General features: G+C 53.7%; 20 protein-coding genes. 6 read left to right on the top strand and 14 right to left on the bottom strand.

The genetic code is table 11. The annotated features are described in order from the left end of the window. Window positions 1-741: tetratricopeptide repeat protein (locus tag VFE46_05135; GenBank protein ID HZZ27373.1), on the top strand; the 741-nt coding region annotated here is incomplete at its 5' end. A gap of 42 nt (window positions 742-783) precedes the next feature. On the opposite strand, the gene VFE46_05130 is transcribed toward VFE46_05135, so the two are convergent. The 3 genes from VFE46_05130 to VFE46_05120 all read right to left on the bottom strand — a co-directional run bounded on the left by VFE46_05130 (window position 784) and on the right by VFE46_05120 (window position 2,647). Beyond that, window positions 784-1,323 (bottom strand): hypothetical protein, encoded by a 540-nt coding sequence (locus VFE46_05130; protein ID HZZ27372.1) that lies wholly within the window; start codon window positions 1,321-1,323, stop codon window positions 784-786. Between the two features lie 41 nt (window positions 1,324-1,364). Beyond that, entirely contained in the window at window positions 1,365-1,556 is a 192-nt protein-coding gene (locus VFE46_05125) for a DUF883 C-terminal domain-containing protein (GenBank protein HZZ27371.1), read from the bottom strand. 143 nt (window positions 1,557-1,699) lie between these two features. Next, window positions 1,700-2,647, bottom strand: a complete 948-nt coding sequence (locus tag VFE46_05120) for a hypothetical protein (protein ID HZZ27370.1) — start codon at window positions 2,645-2,647, stop codon at window positions 1,700-1,702. Window positions 2,648-3,124: 477 nt separating this feature from the next. Between VFE46_05120 and VFE46_05115 the strand changes: the two genes are divergently transcribed. Further along, complete coding sequence (locus VFE46_05115) at window positions 3,125-3,793, top strand: hypothetical protein (protein HZZ27369.1); 669 nt, start codon at window positions 3,125-3,127, stop codon at window positions 3,791-3,793. A gap of 302 nt (window positions 3,794-4,095) precedes the next feature. Here VFE46_05115 and VFE46_05110 read toward each other — a convergent pair whose 3' ends face one another. Then, window positions 4,096-5,598 (bottom strand): tetratricopeptide repeat protein, encoded by a 1,503-nt coding sequence (locus tag VFE46_05110; GenBank protein ID HZZ27368.1) that lies wholly within the window; start codon window positions 5,596-5,598, stop codon window positions 4,096-4,098. A gap of 1,163 nt (window positions 5,599-6,761) precedes the next feature. Here VFE46_05110 and VFE46_05105 point away from each other — a divergent pair. Beyond that, window positions 6,762-11,288 (top strand): autotransporter-associated beta strand repeat-containing protein, encoded by a 4,527-nt coding sequence (locus VFE46_05105; GenBank protein HZZ27367.1) that lies wholly within the window; start codon window positions 6,762-6,764, stop codon window positions 11,286-11,288. 37 nt (window positions 11,289-11,325) lie between these two features. On the opposite strand, the gene VFE46_05100 is transcribed toward VFE46_05105, so the two are convergent. Further along, window positions 11,326-12,081 carry a hypothetical protein gene (locus VFE46_05100; GenBank protein ID HZZ27366.1) on the bottom strand — a complete coding sequence of 252 codons (756 nt, stop codon included), beginning with the start codon at window positions 12,079-12,081 and terminating at the stop codon, window positions 11,326-11,328. A 203-nt stretch (window positions 12,082-12,284) separates the two neighbouring features. Between VFE46_05100 and VFE46_05095 the strand changes: the two genes are divergently transcribed. Further along, window positions 12,285-12,836, top strand: coding sequence for a YqgE/AlgH family protein (locus VFE46_05095; protein ID HZZ27365.1), 552 nt, complete (start codon window positions 12,285-12,287; stop codon window positions 12,834-12,836). Window positions 12,837-12,842: 6 nt separating this feature from the next. Here VFE46_05095 and VFE46_05090 read toward each other — a convergent pair whose 3' ends face one another. From VFE46_05090 to pgl, 9 genes are all read right to left on the bottom strand, one after another. Continuing rightward, on the bottom strand, window positions 12,843-13,244 hold the full coding sequence (locus VFE46_05090; protein HZZ27364.1) for a response regulator: 402 nt from the start codon (window positions 13,242-13,244) through the stop codon (window positions 12,843-12,845). A 24-nt stretch (window positions 13,245-13,268) separates the two neighbouring features. Beyond that, the gene (locus VFE46_05085) at window positions 13,269-15,197 is read right to left on the bottom strand and encodes a response regulator (GenBank protein HZZ27363.1); all 1,929 of its coding nucleotides are present in this window, start codon (window positions 15,195-15,197) and stop codon (window positions 13,269-13,271) included. A gap of 6 nt (window positions 15,198-15,203) precedes the next feature. After that, on the bottom strand, window positions 15,204-15,740 hold the full coding sequence (locus VFE46_05080; protein ID HZZ27362.1) for a response regulator: 537 nt from the start codon (window positions 15,738-15,740) through the stop codon (window positions 15,204-15,206). Between the two features lie 324 nt (window positions 15,741-16,064). Then, window positions 16,065-16,913 (bottom strand): formyl transferase, encoded by an 849-nt coding sequence (locus VFE46_05075; GenBank protein ID HZZ27361.1) that lies wholly within the window; start codon window positions 16,911-16,913, stop codon window positions 16,065-16,067. Between the two features lie 142 nt (window positions 16,914-17,055). Next, complete coding sequence (locus tag VFE46_05070) at window positions 17,056-18,099, bottom strand: polysaccharide deacetylase family protein (GenBank protein ID HZZ27360.1); 1,044 nt, start codon at window positions 18,097-18,099, stop codon at window positions 17,056-17,058. A 247-nt stretch (window positions 18,100-18,346) separates the two neighbouring features. Further along, window positions 18,347-19,387, bottom strand: coding sequence for a glucokinase (gene glk, locus VFE46_05065; protein HZZ27359.1), 1,041 nt, complete (start codon window positions 19,385-19,387; stop codon window positions 18,347-18,349). A gap of 88 nt (window positions 19,388-19,475) precedes the next feature. Beyond that, complete coding sequence (gene gnd, locus VFE46_05060) at window positions 19,476-20,489, bottom strand: decarboxylating 6-phosphogluconate dehydrogenase (GenBank protein ID HZZ27358.1); 1,014 nt, start codon at window positions 20,487-20,489, stop codon at window positions 19,476-19,478. 74 nt (window positions 20,490-20,563) lie between these two features. Beyond that, window positions 20,564-22,156: a glucose-6-phosphate dehydrogenase gene (gene zwf / locus VFE46_05055; GenBank protein ID HZZ27357.1), complete on the bottom strand. Its 1,593-nt coding sequence runs from the start codon at window positions 22,154-22,156 to the stop codon at window positions 20,564-20,566. Window positions 22,157-22,213: 57 nt separating this feature from the next. Then, the gene (pgl, locus tag VFE46_05050; protein ID HZZ27356.1) at window positions 22,214-23,017 is read right to left on the bottom strand and encodes a 6-phosphogluconolactonase; all 804 of its coding nucleotides are present in this window, start codon (window positions 23,015-23,017) and stop codon (window positions 22,214-22,216) included. A gap of 176 nt (window positions 23,018-23,193) precedes the next feature. On the opposite strand from pgl, the gene coxB reads away from it, so the two are divergent. Continuing rightward, window positions 23,194-24,270 carry a cytochrome c oxidase subunit II gene (coxB, locus tag VFE46_05045; GenBank protein ID HZZ27355.1) on the top strand — a complete coding sequence of 359 codons (1,077 nt, stop codon included), beginning with the start codon at window positions 23,194-23,196 and terminating at the stop codon, window positions 24,268-24,270. A 5-nt stretch (window positions 24,271-24,275) separates the two neighbouring features. Continuing rightward, on the top strand, window positions 24,276-25,120 hold an 845-nt coding region (locus VFE46_05040; protein HZZ27354.1), incomplete at its 3' end, for a cbb3-type cytochrome c oxidase subunit I.

Below are 25,120 nucleotides of genomic sequence, written 5' to 3'. Positions count from 1 at the left end.
TTGACACACATAGGAATAGGAACACGGCGCGCCAGCACGGCGTTGGCCACCCTTGCGTCCGCACTCATCTTGATCTACAGCAGCGTCGATCTCCACCGCCTAGCCGCTTATCACGATGCCATTACCCTGTGGGAAGATACCATCGGAACCAATCCTGACGACGGTGTCGCACATAATAACCTTGGCCACGAGTTATCTAAAACCAACCGGTTTCAAAAGGCTAGCGAACAGTTCCGCATCGCATTGGAAATTAATCCGGAAGATGCTGCCGCCCACGGCAACCTGGGACTTATGTTGATGGAAACGAATGAATTAAAATCGGCCATCGAACAATTCAAAGAAGCGATCCGGCTCGATGCGGACTACATTGATGCCAGCAGCAACCTCGGCGTGGCATTAATGCGATTGGATCAAACCCAAGAGGCCATTGCGCAATTCCGCGAAACGCTTCGAAAAGATCCCTATAGTGCAATCACCCATGAAAACCTGGGTATCGCATTAGGCAATTCAGGTCAAATCCCGGAGGCATTGGAGCAATTTCAAATTGCCTCGCAGATGAATCCGTTGGATCCTAACGTGTACTTGTATCTGATGTTGTCAGATACACAAATGAATCGTCCTGCAGAAGCCTTGGCAGCAGCAAACAAAGGCTTGGAATCGGCTCGATCGCAAGGTCAACAAGATGTGGCCCGCAAGATCGAAGCCTGGCTGCAAGAAAATCAATCTGATAAAGCAAAGTAATCACTGGGCCGGTAAGCAGCGAAGTGATGTAAGCTAATGGCTTCACTTATCTAGTGAATCACCTGCAGAGTCAATCGATTTTCCGAAACGCCCTTGCTGCCGACGTTTGCGGGCGGCAAAACGCTGACGAACCGCATCGAAAGCGGACGCTTGCCAAGCCCACAATCCCCAGGCCACTGCTAACGCGCCAACTAACAGCAATCCGCCACCGACAACAACAGCCCCTAGCCAGGAATGACCGCCCAACAGGGAACCAACGAAATCGGCTAATCCTCTTAACAGCAAACCCGCCGCGGCCACTAACAGAGCCAACAACAAAACCAATCCCATCAAGCCGGCAATTGCCCAGATGACAACTCGCCGCACTCGAAGTTTGAAACGCTCGATCTCTGCAGCTAAAAAATGAGTAAAATACTCGCGGGCTTCGGCCACGTGTTCGAAAGCTTGTGCCAATGCATCGGGGCCCGTCGGCTCTGCAGCATCACAAACATCTGGACTCGATTGCTTGGAGCCGACTGTATCAGACGTTTGAGACGACGCTTTGGAAGCATCGTGCGGAGATGTCGTGCCGTCGTCCGGCATAAAACACTGAATGAAATTGAAGGATTAGCAAGCCGCATCACTTACCGACGAGAAAGAAACAGCCCGGCCACCAAGCCTAGGCCAGCGGCAATCACGACCGACTTCATTGGCTCCTGCCGAACATAATCTTCCACCGTGCCGCACAGTTCGGCAGTCTTCTCCCGCATTTGGGAACAGCATTCTGATGCAGAGTTTTCAATGTCGCCCATCACTTTGTCGAGTTCTTCGTTCATCAGACTTCTCCGAGTTAACCAGTGCTAGGGACTGGACAATTATAACGATCTCGCTGCAATGCCAGGCCAATGTTGGCACCGCATTGTATGGCTCGCGGGCAGTTGTGACAAATGCCGTAGGGCTGGAAAATCCCGCGACATTGTCACGCAGTATTGAGCCGTCGATCAATCCAGTCGTTCGAAACAAACCTTCGCAGAACATTGCGAGCAACCTGTTCCATAGCCTCGAGGTTATTTCGCAAATCTTCTTCTGTTTGTGGCGTGGTCATGTTGGTCGGATTGCTGGCTAAAGCCAGTGCTGCGGCATTGGGAGTCTTTTCGAGTACTGGGGTAGCGCTGCGAAATCCGTCCCACTGAAGCTGCATGTGTACGTCGGCGGACTCCAAAAGGGAATTAACTCGATCCATCACCCGTGCGCCCCACAGCGATCCATAAGCATCGCGAAAATCTCGCCACACGCGAGTCCAACCGACAAAGGGAAGGACATTCTCTCGCGATCCGTGGCTCCAGAACGAAGAAAAGTGCACAGGTAGCGCTGACGTACAAACGGCTGCGCCCAGCAAACCCACGCATAGGATCGGATCCGAAACGCGATTGTTCGCTGGTAGCTCTAAAAATCGCCACAACAGCCATAGTTGGCCAACCCCGACAAACAAACTCACCAGGGCATACCGTGTGGGCACATAATTCGCGATACCAAGTAACCACAGACCGACGTAAAAACATTTCCAAATGGTCGGTACTTCCAGATTGTCTCCCGGATGCAATACCATCGCTTGCAATGCCGGCAATGCGGCAATCACCCAAAAGCTAAACACAATTAATTGCCAAACTTTATGTTGCGGCCGTTTCGCGCCCAGCAGCGAAATCAACGGGCAAAATGTTGAAGTGTAGGCCACCAACCAAAAGTCGTCGGCAACTTGCCGATCGTGCGTTACGGTAAGCTGGGCACAGGCAAGGACCGATGTTCCCAAAGCGACTAACGATAACAGTACCCAAATCAACGGACTGGTTAACGTCGTTCCACGAGTCTTTCGGATACTGCTGCCAAGAATGAACAAGGCCAAAGGAAATAGAACGGCGGTAATCAAAATAGCTATGAAAGCGCCCAGTTCGCCAGGCGCGGTGACTGCAATAAGAAGTGCTGAACAATGCATCAATAAAGCAAAAATCTAGGGCCAAATCGAAAACGCAATGACCGCTACAATAGGGTACACTTCGTCTTCAATCCCTTAAGAAGGCCGCATATTCGTTATAGGCAAATTGTTCGGATAAGGGAAACCTTAGGATATTGAAAAAATTCAACGTTTGCGGTTGCTTTGGCGCTTGGGTAGGGAATGCTTAAGGGCCGCCCCAATCGCCCGCCGCAGTAATCAACCTGCGAACCTATGTGGATTAGGTTTCCACTCACTTTGGGTTTCAGTGTGGGGCGGAAATAAGTTGAAAGTCGCAATTCGGAGGTCAGAATTGTCCATGGCTTGGGTCTGACCCACTCCGGCGATTTTTGTCCTTCGAATTCGGCTTTCCAACTTTCCCTCTCGCCTAGTCCCGCTTTCCGAGGTTGCATTATGTATCGAGTGCTGTCGCTATCGACGCTGATTTTGACGTGCATCATACTGCGCGCCCAGGCCGTCGAAATGTTTACGAACTTCGATAACGGTCAAAATGTCGGCTTCCCGCCAATGCAAGTGCCGTTTTGCGTGTACGGCGGAGTGACCCATGGCGGTTGGAACCCGAATGCTGAAGGAATGCCTTTGAAAACATGGCCCCCGGTTCCGGCCATGATGCCCACACAGCAAATACCGGGCGGATTTAGGCGTTTCAACAATCACGCCGCAAACGGCCACGCACAAAACACAAACTCTAATCGCGCTGGTTCTCAAGACGCTTCGAGCCTTGTGAACAGCGGTTCGCAGAAAAACAGTGTTGCTAGCAATGGGCAAACAGACGACAGCAATTCCAGTCGCAACGTCAGCAGCCGCATTGGCTATGAACCGGTTTTGGTTAGCGATCGCCGACACAATAATCACTGGCAGCGCGGCATCGGTTCGCCTCCAGAGAACAGCGGAAACGCACTGGAAAACAGTGACAAGCTACGAGGTGAAGCGGCGTCGAATGACAGTTCAACATTAAAAAAGGAACCTACCCTGGCAGCGCCTCCGGCCGCAACTATTTTGCACGCAGTGGAGGGAAAGCCACCCGTTTCTTCCGAACCAGTGCCACAACCGGAAAACTAATTAATTTCGTCGCTGCCGAATGCGGCAACACCCGTATGCGCCGCGAATTCCGCATGCTGTTTGCGGTGAGTAAATTCGGCCGAACGTGCTCATGCTTACCGAGCTACCCGGCCGATAAGTGCAATACGACTATGTCGGGAGGACGGAACAGCAGAAGCTAGCTAGGCTGATCCGCTTCAGGATAAAGATCATGGCAAGACGATGGATCGGCCTGCCATGATCTTTTTATGCGCGCTGGAATAGGTACAGTCGGCAAAGTTTAACACTTTGCCTGGGAGGTCATCGCCGCTCCAGACGACTTATTACTTTTTGTCGCTGGTCGGAGCGGGACTGCCGCCCTTATCTTTTGCGTCCTTTTTCTTCTTCAATTTGTCGAGCAAATCGGCAGTCGCTTGCCGTTGAGCAAAGGGGACCGGACTCTCGAGTGCCTTTTCACAGACGTAAATGGCGCCGTCGATTTTATCTTGATCTTCTAAGATTTTGGCGATGTAAAACGCGGTGTCTGGACTGATATTACCCGCCTGTTGAATTTGGGCCAAAATCTGCCCGGCTTCCGCAGTTTTGCCTAGCTTGTACAGCACCCAGGCATAGGTGGCAGCCACTTCCGGGTTGGTCCGGCCGTTTTGCGTGGTGGCGCGCAGATTGTATTCAGCGATTTGTGCTGCGCGATCACGTTTATCTTTGTCGGGTGATTCAATGAGGACCAATGCCAATTGATTGCTGGCATCGATATTGGCTGGTGCTTGAACCACGGCTGCTTGCAAGCGGGTTTCGGCCGTTTTCATGTCGCCGGTCATGCGTGCAACAATGCCGCGCAGAATTTTGCCCTCCAGCGAGTCGGGATCAATTTTCAGCGCGTCGTCAGCGTATTTTTGCGCTTCATTCAGCTGGTTGGTGGCCAAACCCCAACGAGCCGCCTGCAAATGCACGTTCAAATCTTTGGGATTTTTCTGCACTGCGTAGGAAATTGACTTCGCGGCGTTGGTCCGATCCTTGGTTTGTTCGTACAACCCGGCCAACGCGATGTACGGATTGATCGATTTGGGATCGATTTTCAGAGCTGCGTCATATTCGTTATAAGCGTCGGTGGGCCGACCCATTTGAAACAGGGCGCGCCCCATGCGCGCGTGGGCCGCGGCATTGTCGGGATCTAATTTAAGCCACGCTTCCAAGTGAGGCATGGCTTCCGACCATTGTGTGCGCTCTTCGGCAACGGCCGCCATAGAGGCGTTGTATCGAATATCGAAATTCCGCTTACGCTTTTGATTGGCCTGGTATTTGGCAATCAGATCTTTGGCTCGCATTAAATCGGATTCTGCGTCGGTAACGCGGTGTTCTGCCAAAGCCAGTTCCGCCAAGTACAAATAAGCATCCGGATCGTCCGGATAAGTCATCACGGCCTTTTCCAATTCGACGTGAAAATTATTGAGTTGGTTCGACACCGCCCACAAGCGAGCCATCATAATTTCGACCGGCGGAAGTTTTTGATTGTTCTGCCGGGCTCGGGCTAAAAGTTCCCGCGCACCGGAAACATCGTTATTACGAAATCGGGTGATGGCGTCGGCTACATCTTGGTACTGGGGACTACTGGCATCGGAAACGGCATTGCCAATCAAGAATTCCGAGGGATTCGTAGTGGCCTGACCAGCATCTACTGAAGGAGTGCCGGTGGTCGACGGTGCGGCGGCAGTCCCACCGGTAGGCGGAGTGGTTTGTGCGTAAGACGCACTTATCCCAAGACCAGAAAGTGCCAATCCGACCCCGACCACCAACCCGAAGTTAATTTGGTGTGACATTTTAGACATGAACACATTCCTCACATGCGTGAATTTGTTTTTTGCTGTATCGGCGTAAATTGGCGATGCCAGCCCCTTCGCGGCAGGAAGGGTCAACGGGAGAAGTTTGATCCGACAAACCAATACAAGCGTAACCTTGCCTAACTGTAACCCATTCTAACATGCCGCCGGTAACCTCGATAGCGTCGGAAGCGGACCCTGGGTTCCGGATATGCCGATTTTTGCGCCGATGACATGCCAGGGCGTAATAGAACCGGCAAACTTGGGTACGGATTGAATCGATTTCAGTTCGGTCGAAAGCCGGACTATTGTCGCGGACGGAAATTTTGTCGCTGATTTTTATTTCCCGGACAAAACCGCCCAATTTCGTCAGCCCCGACGGTTGGCCGCCGCGGCCAACCGTCGCAGTTTTCACGAGCGAGGGTGCGACACAATTCGGCAGATTTCGGTCCGCGAAGATTCATTTTAAGTGATTGTTGGCGGCAGTCGAGGCGTAAATCTGATCAATCTGAGTGTCATAAACTGGCGGCTCGTTCAATGAGCGTTGTCGTCCGTGTTGTCGAGTCAGTCTTGTGCAGTCCGCTGTGCCCGGCGTACGGCGTCCGCGCCACAGTGGAACACCATCCACGGAGCAAACATTTCCACTGGGCGCAGAGTGCGCATGGGTGGAACTGCTCATCTGCTCCGTGGATGGGCACGCAAACATGCTGGTCGTCAATTTTTATTGGGCATGAGGGCCTTACTGTCCATATGTACATGATTTATCATTTTTATATATTTCTCTGCCGCCTGCAAGCTACTTTTTGGGCCAGCGAAGATATGGCCGATGGCATTTCGGTGCGCGATTAGATCACTGTTTGGCGGTGTGTCACGTATGGGAGCCTGGGGACAGCAGCGAACACCAAGTTTTTGCTTGACCTCCCTCGGACGTGTGGTTAGATTGGCGGTGCTGAATGGTGTAGGCAGGCGACGGATCGCTGGCAAAACTTCCACGGCAAGGCGCTCGGTTAAGCAATTCGCTCTTATCCTGCGGTATCTCGTTTTTGAGGATTAGCTGCATGCTGGGTTGGTTGCTTCCAAACCGACAGAGGAAGCCGCGCAGGCGGTTCCTGGCGCTTAGTTTGGGGGCCGCATCATTCCTTTCTGCCGCCGCTTCACAGGGAGATGTCAACGTGCCGCTGGCGCTAAACAGCCGACCAGGAGCGAATTACACAATTTATCTTGATTTCGGCGGATTCAGCTTCGCCGGCAACTGGGGCAATTCCTCACCAACATTAACGCCGGGCGTAACACCCACGTATGACATTGATGGAAATCCTTCGAGCTTTAGTACCCAGGAACTCAACAACATCAAGGAAATCTGGGCCCGAGTGGCGGAAAAGTATTCCGAATTCAATATCAACGTGACGACCGTTGATCCGGCGGTTGCCGCCGGCCAGGCCGGGAATGATTTGTCGCGGCAGACGTATTACGACAGTGTTGTTCGGTTTATGCACACGGTGATCGGTGGCAATGGGAGTTGGGATGCGGGTTCTGGCGGCGTTTCGTATATCGGCGTGACAAGCAGCTTGACGACTCAGGGTGAACACACAAATTTTGTATTTGCCGGGCAATTGCCCAACAACATGCAATTTATTGGAGAAGGCGCTGCGCATGAAAATGGGCATGGATTGGGTCTACAACACCAAAGCATTTACAACGGGAACAATCTAGTTTCTGAATACGACCCTGGGGATGCGGACCGAGCGCCCATCATGGGCGGCGCCAACCTAAACAATACCGCTCGAGGCCTGTGGAAAAATGGCATCGCCGATTCAAATCCAAATAATCCAGATCCGAACAAACCGAACAGTTACGGGCCGCCGAAGGCACAGAACGATATCGCAGCACTTTTGGATACTACCGTGAATCCCGGAATTGCTGTGGTGGACGACGGCATCAGCCACGATTCTTCTAGCCCGACGGCGTTGCCTCTTTCTGGAACCACCGTCAACTACAACAACGCCAAAGGCGACATCAACTACCACTTTAACGGCTTGGGGATCGGCACCTATAGCGTCGATTTCTTTTCGTTTAGAGCTTTCAACCTGTCGACGGTGAACCTTCGGGTCAATGCGGGGGGCGAACGAATTACGCCGGGGGTGGCTGATCCCGGCGCTACGCTCGATAGTTCGCTGCAAATTTTCGATTCCTCGGGAAATATGGTTGCCTCTGCGGTGACAGGCAACTTGAATGAAACGATTGAGATGAATCTTGCGCCGGGGAATTATTACGCGAAAGTTTTTAGCGCCGGCGATCCCTTGCACACGGGTTACTTCGACATTGGCTCCTATTTTCTCACCGGGTCGGTTCGGACCGCCTCGAACTGGACTCGCTCCAGCGGCAACAACAATTGGTCGGAGGGAGGCAACTGGCTCTCGAATCAGGCGCCAGACGCATCTTCGTTAGTCGGATTTGTACCGTCTCGGATGTATATTAGTACGACGTCGAATTTAGATTCGTCGCGATCGATTTACTCGTTGACGATTGCCAACAACGACCAGGGTGGCGGTTGGACGTTCACCGGAACCAATACGCTGACCGTGGGCGGCGACGAGTCCATCGGCAAGATTGTCGTGGGCGGCGTGGGGACGCATGTTTTCAATGGCCCTTCCATTATCGGCAAAACCAATTCCGAGCCCGATGTCACAATCAACTCGGGCGCCACGGTGCAGTTGACCGGTCAATCGACGGCAAGCAACGTACGAGATTTGATTTTGAATGGAACGGGCAGCCTGGTGTTGGACAACGGGGCGGTTAAGAAGACGAGCCGATACAGCGTGGGAGCCCATAATATTTTCTTGAACGGCAGTGCGACGATCAATTTGATCGCCAATGCCTCGGGCGGCACCTATGCACTGAGCAGCGGATCGAGTGCGACGGAAGGAATGCTGCTCATTGATTCAGGAAATGCCGGAATCAATGTTGACACACCCAGCGGAGCCACCGGATCGACGCTGCGGTTTAATGCTTTGTATCATAACCATCGGGCGACGATTAACTTTACGACTTCGGGAGCGGGGGTACTCGGCGGGACTGCGGCGATTGATCCGTGGATACGCTTCACCAATGCACCGTATTTGACGAATGGAGTGATCTCAGACGACCCGGCCACGGGCGATCCAGGCAATGTGGGGTGGGCACTTTATAATGGCCAATCGTTTGCGGGGTTCAACAGCAGTCGGGGCATTGTTGCGGTAGCGACGACCAACGTGAGCGGAGGGTTGACCACCGCCGCCACGCAAAATTCAAATCTCGTTGGAAATGCGACGATTACTGGCGCCGTAAGCTACAACACACTAAAAATCAGTCCCAGCGCCGCAGGCCAATCACTATCGGGAAGCGGCACGTTAGAAACAACGGGTCTCTTATTGGTCGGATCGACCGATTACTCCATCGACGTGGGAGAACTGGGTGGCGGCGGTCCGCGGAATGTTTTCGTTACCAATCCAGCAACCACACTCTCCATTTCCTCGAAGCTATCCGGCACCGATCAAAGCATTACTATCTCCGGCGGTGGTTTCGTGGCATTAACGGCCAGCTCCAACCAGGTGGCTTTCACCAATCGCCAAGATATCAACATTGTGGCTGGGACTTTGCGCGCCAGAACGGACGGCGCGACGGGGAATTTCGGCGGGAATAATACCATTCGCTTTCGCGGCGGCGTGTTCGAAGTCGACAGTTCCAGCAGCGGCACGACGACATTCACGCGTGGGCTGGGAACCGGCGCCGGAAAGGTCAATTGGGCACAAAGCGACACGGACCTGGGCGAGGGAGGATTTTCGGCCATCCATGGACAATTGAACGTGCAGATCGGCGGCGGCAGCACCGCCGAAACGCTCACTTGGGGCGGCACTTCGGGCGACAGCGCCTTTTTTATTCGCGACGGACAGTCGTTAGTTTTCGGCTCTACGAAATCCGACAGCGTTGTCGATTGGAAAAATCCGCTGAATTTGGATAACGGCGCCGCGGGGGACTATAAGACGCGTGAAATCAGAGTGATTGGCGGCGTCGGCGACAAAACAATCCTCGAAGCGCCCATCGCGGGTACTTCCACCACCGAACTTGTCAAAACTGGCTCCGGCACTCTGCAATTTGCTGGTGATGGAAATTCCTATGCTGGCTTGACCACAATTCAATCGGGAACTCTGGAGCTCAATAAGTTTAGCGGCTATGCAATTCTCGGCGATAGCACCCCGGTCGATGTGCTGGTAAACGGCGGCACGCTCCGCTGGCTGCGACCGTCACAAATGGGATTAATCACCATTCGCTTAACAAGTGGGACGGTAGATTTAAACGGGCAGAGCGACAGTTTCACTTCCTTGCAAAACGAAGGCGGCACGTTTGTTACTGGCGCCGGCGGCAGCTTATCGCTGGCAACCGTTTCCTGGACAGCGGGCACAAATACAATCAGCGCTAACTCACAGGTTTCCATTGCAGAAGCAACGATCACCGGCGGCACCAATGTTGTTCAAGGCGGTTTAGCGATTGCCACGAGTCTAGACATAACGGGCGCCACGCTAACCCTGCAGTCGGACGCGACATCTCCAGGCGGAATATTGCTGAACAATACCACTGTAAATATTAACTCACATGCTTCTGATACGACCGCCCACATTGCTAGCGGTGGTTCGGCCGCTTTGGCCGGCACAATCACCGCCTTGTCGACCACCACTTGCGCCTTCAACGTAGAGCAGGGATTTACCTCCTCGGGAATCGATCTGGATGTTGGAGCCCGAATCATCAACCCATTCTCCGGTTCGATGTCCGTCACCAAATCGGGCGCTGGCACGCTTCGGCTTAGCAGCGCCAGTACTTATACCGGTGGCACGACTATCAACGCGGGCGTGCTGATCGTCGCCGGCTCAATTTCTGGCACGGTGACTGTCAATATCGGCGGAACACTGGCGGGAAGCGGCGCCATCGGTGGCACCGTGACGGTCAACGGCCTCGGGAACTTGACGCCGGGCAACGGTGCGCCTGGATCTGTCATGGCCAGCTACGGTGGACTGTATAACTTAGATAACGGAGCAGGAGTACTCACTGTCGGGCGACTGACGTTAAAAGACGGTAGTACGACCGAAATCGAACTGGGTGGCACGACGCGCGGCAGCCAATTTGACGCTATTATTTCGACGGGCAGTATCAAGCCGACCTTGGCCGGCACGCTGGATGTTTCGCTCTTTAACCATTTTTTGCCAAAGCCCGGCGATGTGTTCGACATTTTGGATTGGAACGGGGCGGGAGTTACCGGTTCGTTCTCGTCCATTCAATTAGCATTGGACGGTCACATCGCGTGGAACACGTCGCAGTTATATACCACCGGCGCGCTATCGGTCCTGGCCACGTATTACGCGGGCGATTTCAATCGCGACAACCATGTCGATGCGGCCGATATTTTGGCGGAGGAAAAAGCGCTGACCGATTTAAGCGGCTACGAATCGCAGTACGGCGTGTTGGCCGCGAATGTGCCGCTGATCGGCGACATCAACGGCGACGGCAAGTTCAATAATCTCGATCTGCAGGCGTTTTTGAATTTGCTGCAATCCGGCGGCGGGTCAGCCGAGCCGGTGCCGGAGCCGGTGTCGGCGGAATTGATGTTGCTGGGCGCTTGTGCACTGATTGGGTTTCGGCGTTTTGTTAAAGCAGTTGGCCATTAATCCGTTGCCACGCACCGGTGCGTGACCTACGGGGGCTTCAGTTCGGTTGAAAGCCCGGCTGTAAACGGCCAATCATCAAATTTTCGTCCGTGGGCTTTTTAAACTCCGACGAAGTCAGCGTGCTCCAAGAAAACCCAACAATTTGTCCCTGGGCGTCAGTGTACAAGCGCAGCACACCTGAGCCGACGCCATCGTGATCTTTGCCGCCAGGACCTTTACCGTGCCGGGTATCGGTGGGACCATGCCCCGATTCAGAGCTGTCGATCACCGTCACCGTCCACTGCTGAGTGCCAGCGACCAAAGGCGCTTTGGGTTGAATATTGATCGGACGTTCGGCCGCCAACATGACATGGCCGGTGTTGTCTGTTCGGTTTAAATATTTCACGCCGAGAAGATCGCCTGCCAACATATCCTGCACGTGCGCAATGGACACAAAACCTTTTTGATCGGCGATGGCATCATGATAGCGTTTCGCCGATGGCCGAGCGGACCCAAACCACGGTTTGAATTGGTCCTTGGTGTAGCCGTACGAATACTGCAATAGTAAGTCGATAAATCCGCTGCAATCGGCATGCGACTGGTATGGAACGACGAAAGACGCTTCCGGCTCGCCGTGTTTATAACTGGTATTGGCCAGATCCAGGTGGGCCACCAACCCCTGGGCGACCGTCAAATGCTTGGGTGGCGCCGCGGTGGACTGCGCTGCACCATTGGGTGCAATTCCTTTTTGTGCCCAGGCCGGGCGGAGAACAATCAGCAACAATGCAGCAAAAACAAGTCGCGTCTTGATCATAAGAATCGCCTTCGCAACCGAACGGGTTCCCGGCGGCCTCCGGAATATCTCAGTTTTGACTCCCTCGTGCAACTGCATTACGATCATGGTAAGTTGAGGCTTTAGACAATCGTCCGCGTGCCGGCTAGGTAGTGATTGCTGGTCAAGCGCGAGGGCAATGAAAATTACGGGCCGAGCAATGTCGGCCAACAGCGACGGAATATATGTCGTCTCTTCAAGGGCACTTATTGGTGGCCTCGCCCAAGCTGGGTGATCCCAATTTCTTTCGCTCGGTCGTGCTTTTAGTGCGGCACAACGAAGAAGGGGCGCTGGGTGTGGTGTTGAACCGACCCAGCGACACTTTGCTGAAAGAAGTGTGGAGCAAGGTGAGCGAAACCCCCTGCGAAACCACGGCGGTAATTCATCACGGCGGACCATGTGCTGGCCCACTGATGGCCATTCATACCTCAGAGTTTTGTGCCGAAAGCGAAGTGCTGCCCCATTTGTATTTTGCCGCGGATAAAGATAAGTTGGAGCAGTTGGTGCTCCAGCCAACGGAAGTCGCGCGCTTCTACGCCGGCTATGCCGGTTGGCAGGCTGGCCAATTAGAGGCCGAAATGCAAGAGGAGGCCTGGTTCCACACGCCTGCAAAAAAGAAACATGCGTTTTGGCCCCAGGACGATCTGTGGGAAGAAGTGTGCCGCGTACTTTCTGCGACCACTCGCATTGCGGGCATCAAGCTTAAGCACCAACCTCCTGATCCATCGTTGAATTGAACCAGATCAAAGCTTTCCTGGCGGTTCCTCGCCCAGCAATTCATGCAACAGTGGTCCCATTCGGTCCCACACGTCCGTTGATTTCTCGACGTAATAAGCGCACATCATGTGGCAGCGACGGATGGTATCGTGATCGCTGCGACCGGTCAAAACAATTTTTGGAATCCGCGCCGTGCGATCATCGCTGCAGAGCATTTCGCATAAACTCAGCCCACTGCCGCCGGGAAGATTCACATCCAGGCAAATAAAATCAGGCAGGTGAGTATGAATTTGCAAAAGCGCCGTCACGGAATCGTATGCCTGGCCAACGCGCAAGCCGATTTGCCGGCAGCGGAGCGATAAGGCATGCACCAACTGACGATCGTCGTCCACAATACAAATGAGCTTTTGGGAAGTGGGGTCTTTCATGGGCATACTCCGGCCAGGCAATTTTCACGCTACCGGCGGCGCTGCAACGCTGTGCAGCGCGGTCAACAGGGTTTGAGGATCGCAGGGTTTGTCCAGGAAGTACCGCGCTCCCATTTCCAGTGCCAGTTGCTGATCGCGCAAACTGGCCGAGAGCACAATTACCGGAATATCGCGCGTTTCCGGCCGTTGGCGAAGTTGCGACAGGACCGCCAAGCCATTCATGCCGGGCATGCGCATGTCGAGAATCATGGCGTCTGGCCGTGTTTTTAAGGCGGCTTCGTAGCCACTGGCGCCGTCGTGGGCGGTGGTCACTTCGTATCCGGTCGCCCGCAAACGAACACTTAGGCCGCGCACAATATCACGATCATCATCCACCAACAGCAATTTGGTTGCGGCAAAACGCGATTGCTGCAATCGCCGGTACTGCTCCATGAGCCGCGGCACAAGGTCTATATCTTGCTCGGCTACTTCATAGATGGGCCCTTTTTCAAAATACAATTCTGGAAGTTGTCTCCCAGGGCATGCACGACTTTGTTGCTGCCAATTTGCTTGCAAGCGATGGATGAGCGCGTCCAGGTCGTTCCCAGGGCAACCAGCCAACACCAGCCATGCGCATTTGGTGGTGCTCAATACTAAGTCGCTGCTGCGCAGTGTATGCTGCAAGAATTCGTCGACGATCGTTGAGGCGTCGACTTTTGCGTGCGACTTCAAGCGGACAGCAAACGTGGAGAGCCACGAGGTTCCCCCCTTGGATTGCCGAAGTTGCCGCAACAGTCGATTCATTATTTGCTGCACGTCGGCCACGGGAAGCGTGAATGAAAATGTGCTGCCCCGACCCAGTTCGCTTGCCACCGTTAGATTACCGAAATTCATTCGCACCAACTCATGCGCAATCGACAGGCCCAATCCACAGCCCTGATTATTTTCGAGCGAAGTTTCCTCGCATTGCTGGAATCGCTGGAAGATGCGGGCTTGATTTTCGAGGCTGATTCCCGGGCCTTCATCGGCAATTTGCACCAGGACTTCCGCTTGATCCGCCAGGTGCCGTGCGCCAATTCGCACCGTTTTGCCTTCCGGCGAGAACTTAATGGAGTTGCCGGTTAAATTGGTTAACACGCGGCAAATTTTTTCGCCATCGCAAAAAACATTGGGCAGATCCGATGGAATTTCGATTTCCAAGCGGATGTTTTTCAGCGCCGCTTTGCGCTGCAACATTCGCGCCGCCTGGGCAACCATTTCGCTAAACGCCGCCTCTCGTCGCCAGGACGAAAGCATGCTCCCCTCAAGCTTTGATGCGTCGAGCAGGTCGTCGATCATCGTGGTCAAATCGTCGACACGGCCGGAAATGGTATCGAGATATTCTTGCTGTTGCGCGTTGACCTGCCCGACCAATCCGTCGCGCATAATGGCGACGAATTCTTTAATCACCGTCAACGGCGTGCGGAAATCGTGCGACACATTGTCCACGAACTGTCGCGCGTTTTGGTTCGCGCGGGCCAACTGCTCATTTTCTTCGCGCAATTGCTGATTCGCTTGAATTTCGGTCGAGTCGTATTGATTGGCAACGTCCTTTCGCTGGCGCTTGATGGCGTGCCGAATGACGCGCGCTAATTTATCTGCCGTTAAGTGATTCTTGATTAGATAATAATGCACACCTTCTTCTAGCGCCTCGATCGCCAACATTTCGTTGTCTTGGCCGACCAGTGCCACTATGGGAACTTGAGCCGCCAAGCGATAAACGGAGCGAATTGTGTTGTGCTCCTGACTATCCGACAAGTCCAGGTCGAGCAGAAGCACGTCAAAATTTTGATGTGCTGAGCATTGCAGGGCATTGGCCAACGTTTCGACATGGTGCACCGTCGATCCAGGGAATTCGTTTGCCAACCAATGCTGAATCAGCTCAGCTTGGCCAAGATCATCTTCGACGAGCAGTGTCGAGATTTGTTGAGGCATGGTTCACTATGCCAAGCCGTGATAATTGAAAAGACCTGGTTGCGTTTTCATGATAGGCCGTTGTGCTTGCAATTGATCCTCCGGCTCACTCGAATATATTTCTCGAGGCACAAGCGAAACATACCGTCCCAGTCGATGGCAGAGTTCTTCGAATGGCACCGGCTTAACTAAGTACTCGACAATGCCAAGACCATGTAAGTAGCTCTGCAGCGCCCCGTTGCGACAGCCGGTAAGCACAATAATGGGAATCCGGCATGTGTGGGGATGCCGCTTTAGGCATTCCACAACGTAATCTCCGGAACCTTGCGGCATGCGCAAATCGGTAATAATGACGTCGGGTAAGTGGAGCATCGCATCCCAATATCCCTGCAAGCCAAAAGACGAAGTGAAAACTTCTACCATGTAATTTTGCAATTGCGTTTTCAAAATTCGGCACAGATCGGGGTCGTCATCAATGACGAGAATCCTTTGCAGCTCCGCAGATTGGCTTTCCTGGCTGTTATCTGTCGTGGTACGCGGTTGATCGACAGCGACATGGCACATGTTGTGGACTCCTAAATCAACGAAATGAGCCAGATGCACAACCAACAGGCCGACTTCCTATGTTCGCTGGGAACTCAGCATCTGATGAACATCAACTAGGATCCTTTCTCACAACCCGAAAGGGCTTCTCAATGAACACTAGCTCAGTGTCGCCGACGGCGGCTGCAAAAGCTGTCATCCCGAGCGCGCTTTGCGGGTTACCGCAGTTTTTTAATGCGGGGGAGATCCCAGGATAAAGAACGGGAAAGCGTTTGTGCATCAACGCGCAGCTTCATCAACAGAATTATGGACAATCATCCCCCGATTGCCACGACTTATGTGAGGCTAAAGCGCTGAAGAATGTGCTTGCTTTAACCTGAGACGGACCTGTCGCTCGAACCGACGGTAGTCGCGAAAGCCCGGAGAATAATACAGCTTGCTTTTGCCCACCGGCTGAGCCAGCACACCCGGATCGCTGGCAAAATCTGCTCGATGGTCCTGCAACCACTGCACGGCAGTTTGTGCGCCGGCCACAGTTTGCTTGGCAGCCAAGGTCAGCAGATTGTCGCTGGCCGGATCAAATTTCACCAATGCCTGTTGCAAAATCCGTCCTGTGTCGATGCCTTCATCCACACGATGCAGGGTAATGCCGAGGTGCGATTGATCGTCGTTGAACGCTGCCCAAAAGCCGCCGTGCGCCCCGCGATACATCGGCGTGATGCCGGCATGCACATTCACAAAGCAAGCCGCGAACTGCAACACCGGTCGGCGGATGATCGAAGTTCCCCAAACCAAAACAAGGTCAGGGCGATAATGCTGCAAGGCGGTAACAACGGCTTCCTCGTTGATCGAATTTACCCGCAGTTGTGGGCAGCGCGGTTGATAATCGCAGGCCGATTGCTCTTCGCGCCAGGCTGCCGAAGCTCGAGCCGCTCGCCGCATGGTACAGCGGGCATACACACCCAATAGAATCCGATCCAACGGATAAAACCAACCCAGCCTTCGTGCCCGGCGAAAAACCATTTTCAAAGTGCGCAACCGATTGGGCTGTTGCCACACGACCGCGGTCAAATCAAAATTCTGCTCCAACTTGTGCACATAATAATGTCCCGCTGCGCTGTCGCCCGCCAGCACCATCAAGCGAGGGCTGGCAGAGTGGTTAGCACTGGACTCCTCCAAGCGATCTGTAGACACCGATGCATGCGACCGCTCTTCGCCCGGTTCCAGCGGCCTTTGTGGCGATGACGAAGTCGATGAGGAATTCATTCAACCAGCCCGCGTGAATCTGAGGCGGGCAGCTTTACATGATGAGGGTTGCGCGCGATGTCGCGCTCAATTACGAGGCGACTCGCAGTAACAAATTGCCAGTTTGCGCAACACGATGCGTATTCTCTACCACAGCTTGCATTCTGGAAGCAGCTTCCTCCATGGTCAAAATATCCAGCTTGCCAGCTTCGCGAAGCTCGGCAGCTTCCCGACAGATTTCGTCGAAAGCGTCCAGCAATTGATCGCCACCGTGGATGAAGTTTTCTGGATGCGTATAGAAGCTGAACAGCCGACCAAGTTTTGCCGCTCGATGTAGCCCCAAGGTAGCGCGACGCACCCGACTAGCGGCGGAAATATACTTGGATATCCCAGCAAAACCTGGGAAAAACATGCTCTGAGGAATTTCCCAAAGATTTCCACAGCGTTTTGCGGCCGGCAAGGCAGGCGTTACAGGCAGTCGTTCATCCATGTAGCGAAGCGGTTGGAGAAACAACCGTGCGAATCGCGACCGCAAAATGCCGTTTTGCGAAAGACCAAGCCAATACCAATCTTTCGCTTCCGTTCGATAACAGTCGTAGCCCGCTTCCTCCAACGTTTCCAAATGACCAGCAAAGTTGTGAGGAAACACAACACTGCGCAATCTGCGACCCCAATTGCGGGCTATCGTCTGGCATAATTCGAATTCTGCACGCGCCAGCTCCTTCGAACAAGCAGGATCGCCCACATCAATATGGCTGAACGTGTGTGAACCGAGTTCTTGATAGGTATTTGACTCGATAATCTGCTCCACCAAGTCGGGAGCATAAAACCACTGCCATCCTTGTTCGCCAATGCGCGGAATGCCGGCAAACCATTCCCCTTGAAACCAGGAAAATCGCGGCGACGGTAAATCGTAAGAAAAACGCCCTCCAGGACAATCCTGGGGCCGTAGCATTAAATGCCCTACTGTCGCCCAGGTCGCCGAAATGCGATAGCGATCTAGAATTTGCAACATGCGCGGAACAATATCGCGCATGGCATCCAATTGAGAGAATTCCGGACCGATGTTGGGCGAACGCCGCAGCGACCAACCCATCTCAAAATCAAAACTAATTACGAACGCACCATTAGACATTCGCAGCCTCCTCTTCGACTGCCTGTTTAGGTGTTCCGACCATCCGGCAGTCCGTATAAACTTTGATTATGCCCAACAAAACTAGCAATGCAAGCGGAAAATGCAAAAACTGCGCCGATTGCCAGCAGCATGCCAGATTACGCATCCTTTGCGAGAGGATTTGTGGACTCTCAGCATCACAAAACTAGCAGAATTCTACTATTGGGTGGCACTTGCCGTCGCCAACCCAATGCCTCTGCAAACGCTTCTAACCCAACCAAGCCGGAAGTAAACCCGCCGACATTGCTGCAAAGCGACCGGCGCCAAAAAGTGCCGTGAGATCGTTCACGATGACCTGGATGGGAATCAACTCCATCAGTGATTTCATGCGTCCTTTGTTGCAAAAGCCTTCTAGGAATCGCGGACCGCGCAGCTTGCCGATGATTCGCGGAGCAATGCCGCCGCCGATGTACACACAGCGAGTGGCCAACATTTTTAGCGCCAAATTGCCAGCTTCTGCGCCGTAGTAGGAAACGAACATGTCCATGGCCTGCACACATAAGGGGCTAGAGCCATCCAGTGCAGCTTTGGAAATGGCCGCCGACGGATCGCCAGCGGCAATGGCAGCGGTCAATTCCGCACTTTCCTGACCATGACCCGTATCGCGCAAAAACTCATAAATATTTCGCAATCCGGGCCCTGACAACACGCGTTCGCAGCTGACGTGCCCGAAGCTTCCCTGCATAAATTTTTCCTTCAAGTGCAGCAACAATTCGGTCTCAAGCTGATCGCAGGGAGCAAAATCTGCGTGGCCACCTTCGCAAGCAAAGGGAATCAATCGCTGCCCGTCGAAAAAAATTCCCGCTTCACCCAACCCGGTGCCGGCGGAAATAATGGCGGCGTTTCCGTGCGGGTCTGGCTGACCGGCGTTCAAGGTCACCAAGTCATGAGGACCTAGCGCCGGAATACCATGGGCGTTCGCTTCCAAATCGTTGAGCAAGTGAACGTTTTGAGCGGAAATGCCCAATTCTAATGCCAACTGAGCGGCGTCAACCATCCACGGCAAGTTCGAGGTGTGAACTTTTCCATCGCGTACGGGGCCGGCAATGCCAAATGCGGCGTGCTCGATGGACTGGGTTTGCCCGACCGCTTTTTGGGCAGCAACAAAGGCTGCCACGATTTCGTCCAGCCCAGTATGTTCGCGGCTGGGAAATTTCTGTGGGGGCGAGAGAGGCACAAGGCGGCCTGCTTCAATTTCGAACTGGGCTAAACGTGTCGAAGTGCCGCCAATATCGCCAGCGAGAATCATGTAGCAGGTGAGGGATTAGGGGATAGGGGTCAGGGGCTAGAGCACGCAGAGATCAATCATTCGGAATCAAAAGTCAGCAAAAAGCATCTCACGCTTTCTTTTCCACGTGCCCGCCAAATTGAAATCGCATGGCTGAAAGCAGTTTGTCCGAAAACTCATCGGCGCCGCGCGAAGTAAACCGTTGATAAAGCGCGGTACTAAGCACCGGCGCCGGTGCACCTTCTTCGACAGCGGCTTGAATGGTCCAGCGGCCTTCGCCGGAATCAGAAACATGACCAGTATATTTCGCTAGCTGCGCATCGTCAGCAAGCGCCGCAGCGGTCAAATCCAACAGCCACGAGGCAATGACGCTGCCGCGCCGCCAAACTTCCGCGATATCTGGCAAGTTCAAATCGTATTGATAATGCTCGGGATTTCGCAAGGGTGTCGTTTCGGCATCGGTGGTGCGCCCGACTTTGCCGACATTGGCATGCTTGAGCACATTTAGCCCTTCCGCATAGGCCGCCATCAGCCCGTACTCGATGCCGTTGTGAACCATTTTCACAAAATGGCCGGCGCCGCTGGGTCCGCAGTGCAGATAGCCCAACTCCGCGGTTCCCTTCATTTTTTCGCGCCCCGAAGTGCGCTCAATGTTGCCCATGCCGGGAGCCAGAGTTTTGAAAATCGGATCGAGGTGTTCCACGGAATCGGTCGGCCCGCCAATCATCATGCAATATCCGCGTTCCAATCCCCACACGCCGCCGCTGGTGCCGACATCGACATATCGAATGCCTATTTTCTGCAAATCTTCAGCGCGGCGAATGTCGTCAATGTAATACGAATTGCCGCCGTCGATCAAAATATCGCCCGCAGCCAATTTCGGCACGAGTGTAGCCAATGTTTGATCCACGACACCGGCAGGGACCATCAACCACACAGCCCGCGGCTTGGAAAGCTTGGACAAAAACTCATCCATGGTGTGTCCTGGGGTCGCGCCTTCTTTTCCCAGGGCATCGGCCGTCGCGGGATTCACATCGAACACGACGCATTGGTGGCCGTTCTTCATGAGCCTCCGCACCATGTTTGCGCCCATGCGGCCCAAGCCAATCATTCCGAGTTGCATTGATTATGCTCCTTGTGCAATCGCGACCCACGGCCGCACAACATCTATAAACTTTTACGGGTATGAATGAGATTTTAGGGATCCCGCCATTTGCCTTGACGATCGGCAACAAGCTTATCGGCATCCTTGGGTCCCCACGAACCAGCTTCGTAATTTGGAAAACCTGGAGGCGACTGTTTTTGCCAGGCTTCAATAATCGGGGTAATAAATTCCCATTGGGCGTCAACTTCGTCCGACCGCATGAATAACAGGGGAATGCCTTTAATGGCGTCTAGCAACAACCGCTCATACGCTTCCGGCAAGCCGATGTGAAAGGCGTGCTCGTAATCAAATTCCATTCGCACCGGCTGCAGCGAAAAGCCCATTCCCGGCTGCTTGGTTACAAACGACAGGCTGATGCCTTCATCGGGCTGAATGCGGAACACCAATACGTTCGGCTCCTGGTTAATCGCGCCCACGCCGTCCATTTCAACTTCCATGCTTGGGGTGTGGCGAAGGGGACGATCTTTAAACCGAATGGCGATTTCCGTTGCTCGCTTGGGCAATCGCTTGCCGGTTCGCAACAAAAATGGCACGCCTGCCCAACGCCATAAATCTACCTGCGTGCGCAGAGCAACGTATGTTTCGGTCTTGGAATCTTTTGCCACGCCGAATTCATCCCGATAGGCGGGCACACGTTGGCCATCGACGGTGCCGGCACTGTATTGCCCGCGAACGGTCATCTTATCGACGCTGTTGCTGGTAATGGGCACCAAATTCCGCAGCACTCGCAGTTTTTCGGTGCGTACATTCACGCCTTTCAATCCACCGGGAGCATCCATCGCGGCATACGCCAACAATTGCAGCACGTGATTTTGCATTACGTCGCGAATGGCGCCTGCGGTGTCGTAATAACTTCCGCGGTGCCCCTCCATGCCCACCGTTTCGGCAACAGTAATTTGCACGTGATCGACAAATTCACAATTCAGCAAGGGCTCAAAAATAGCATTCGCAAACCGGAACGCCATCATGTTCAGCACGGTTTCCTTGCCGAGGTAATGATCGATCCGGTAAATCTGATCTTCTTGCATGAAGCGGTGAATATCCGCATCCAAAGCGCGCGCGCTGGCTAAATCGTGTCCGAAGGGTTTTTCGATGACCACTCGATACCACGGCGTGCCGGGACTGTAACGGTGGATTAATCCCTGAGCGGAGAGTTGATCGATCACTGACGCAAAAAACGTCGGTGAAATGGCTAAGTAGAACAGCCGGTTACCCGGCATGTGGCGCTGGCTTTCGATGCCGGTGATCCGCTGCGACAGACTGGCGTAGCTTTCCGTATTGCCAAAATCGACCGATTGGTACTGCAGCAGCGCGGCAAATTGATTCCATTCGTCGTCATTGGCGGGCTTTAATCTCCCGTGCGATTCCACTGCTTTGCGCGCCAAATCGCGGAACTGATCGTCGGTGTTTTTTTCGATCGCCACGCCCACAATCGCCAGTTGATCGGGCAGAAATTTTCCCTGCCATAAGGCAAATAAGGCGGGCAGAATTTTGCGACCGGAAAGATCTCCCGTGGCGCCAAACAATACCAGCACGGCCGGTTCCTGCGCCGCAGCCGAGGCCACCATTTTCGGAGCAGTTTTAATAGCCGGTCCATGAGCACGAATAATTTGAGCGGTTGGCATGGTTTGCTTAATTAAGTTTGAAAAGTCGTTATCATAATGCCGCGGCACTTTGTCGCGCTAGGATGATTGTGATGCTTCTCTCCGTTGGCGGATTAACAAACGGGCAGCTGGTTCGTCTAACAGCCATGTAAGCGATTGAATCGGTTTGACACCCGAAGAGGGAAATCGCTTCGGGTCGGCGGGTCCCTCGATGACGTCCTGCACAATTTTTGCTTTGCTGTCGCCGGAAACCAAAAACATCACCTGCCGCGCTGCGTTAATTAGCGGAAACGTAAACGTTACCCGATCGACCGGCGGCGGCAAGACTCCCGGGGGACTCCAGGTAACCCAATGGGTTTTGTCGTCTAGCGAAGGCTTGCCGGGAAAAAGCGAAGCTGTGTGGCCATCATCTCCTAAACCCAACAGAATTAAATCGAACGATGGGAAGCTAACCGCATCGGTCCCTGGCGAGTTGTATCCGAAAAATTGCCGGAGGCTGGCGGCGTAACTTTCCGCACACTCAGCCGGCGTGCCGACGGCAGTATTTATCGGCAGCACATGCTGCGGATCGATTCGGGCGGGCTGCAACAGTGAATCGGCCGCTAAACGATAATTGCTGCGCGAATCGTCGTGAGGTACACAGCGCTCATCACCGAAAAACAGCCAGGTCCGGGACCAATCGATTTGAGAATGAGCCTCTGCCTGTGGAAGTAGTTTGTAGGTGCGCTCCGGCGTGGAACCACCCGAAAGCACCAACGTGAAGCGATTGTTGCGAGCGATCGCCGACTTCGCCGCCACCGCAATCAATTCAGCAGCCTTTGCCGCCAGACGAGTGGCATCTGTCGAGATTAACACTTCAGTTTGGCAGTCGACCACGGCCATCGAAGATTTTCCGTGCAAAATTGGCGCAAATCGAATCGGAGCCGAGCGGTGCTTTACCAACCTGCCCTACTTTGTATACATTGATCGGCGATAAGTCTATGAGTCTGCCGTGGATTGCGGCGGCTCAGTGTCATGGAAGCCAATGGCGACGCCCGCACGTCGTTAAGAGGCGCAAGATGCTCCAAATCCCGTTGCTTGCCGCCGCGGCGGAAAACATTCTGCAAGATGTTTCCACGTTGCATCCGGTTTCTCCTCCGGCGGAATCGATCCGCTATTTGTTCTATTTTGTCGTGGCCGTGGCCTTAGTCATTTTGGCCGTGGTCTGGGGTGTGCTGTTTTATTCTCTGGCGCGATTCCGGCAGAAGAAAAACACCGGCGGCGCAAGCAGCCCTAGTGGGCAACCTGCCAACTCTGAAATAACTACCGCCGAACCGCCTCAGGTTTATGGCAGCTTGCCGATTGAAATTGCTTGGACGGTAGCCCCGGGCATCATTGTTCTGCTGTTGGCCCTGGTGATTGTCCGCACGGAACTGGAAGTGCGCATCAAAGCGCCCGCCACAACCGCGGGCACAAATGCTGTTACGGCCACGGTAATTGGCCATCAATGGTGGTGGGAATATGTCATCGAGCAGAATGGCGACCAAACGGTGAATGTGGTCACGGCCAATGAACTGCACGTGCCCGCGAGCGGTGGATCAGATTCCGTCGAGACGTTGCGACCTGTTTATCTCACGCTGAAATCGGCCGACGTTTGCCACAGCTTTTGGGTTCCGCGGCTGGCGGGCAAAACCGATTTGATTCCTGGCAAAACAAATCAAATGTGGTTCCAAACCACCCAGCCAGGTTTGTATTTTGGCCAGTGCGCTGAATACTGCGGCGCGCAGCACGCCAATATGCTGTTACGGGTGTATGTGGATACGCCGGAAACTTTTGCGGCTTGGTTGGCTAACGAACAAAAGCCGGCCGTGGATGATGCCGCCATGCGTGAAGGGCGACAGGCGTTTTTGGCGCAATCGTGCGTGAACTGCCACACGATCCGCGGCACAACCGCGAAAGGAAAATTCGGGCCGGATTTGACCCACTTGGCCGCCCGCGAAACGTTTGCCGGCGGGATGATCAAATTGAATCGCGATAATTTGCGGTTGTGGATTCGCGATCCGCAGCAAATTAAAGGAGAGTGCCTGATGCCGGCGTTCGGCTTAAGCGATCGAAATGTGGATTTGATTACCGACTATTTGATGACGTTGAAATAGCACGCATGTCAATCGTTGCAAAACCCGCTGCACTGGAACGACCCTATTGGACGGCCACGCTACACGATTGGGTAACGACCGTCGATCATAAGCGCATTGGCGTGATGTACGTGCTGATGGCGGTCGTGTTTTTAATAATTGCCGGGTTGGAAGCGCTGGCCATTCGCTGGCAGTTGTTCATGCCCGAAAACACGTTTTTGGGGCCTGACCGGTTCAATCAGTTTTTCACGATGCACGGCACCACGATGGTGTTCTTCGTCGGCATGCCCATTTTGATTGGCATTGCGAATTACATCGTGCCGCTGCAAATTGGCGCGCGCGACATGGCGTTTCCACGGCTGAATGCCTTTGGATTTTGGGTCACGCTGTTCGGCGGCCTGTTGGCATATTTCAGTTTTTGCATTCCCGGCGGGCCGCCAGCAATCGGCTGGTTTGCTTACGCGCCCTTGACGGAACGCGCTTTCAATCGCGGGGCGGGCGTAGATTTTTGGACGCTAGGGCTGCTGATTAGCGGCGTTGGCACGATTGCGGCCGGCGTGAATTTTGTGGCCACCATTCTGACCATGCGCTGCCCAGGAATGACGCTGGGGAAAGTGCCGTTTTTCACGTGGACGATTCTGTGGACAAGCGTGCAAATTCTGCTGGCGATTCCGCCTTTGACTGCCGCGTTGATTATGGTCGAGTTCGATCGGGCCTTGGGAGCAAACTTTTTTAATCCACAAAACGACGGCTCTGCGTACTTGTGGCAGCATCTCTTTTGGTTCTTCGGTCATCCGGAGGTGTACATTCTGATTTTGCCCGCATTTGGCATGATTTCGGAAGTGATTCCAGTATTTTCCCGCAAAGTGTT

It is taken from the genome of Pirellulales bacterium, assembly GCA_035656635.1.
GTDB lineage: Bacteria > Planctomycetota > Planctomycetia > Pirellulales > JADZDJ01 > DATJYL01.
Note: the sequence above shows the minus strand (reverse complement) of the source record. Positions and strands in the feature narration are given on the sequence as shown.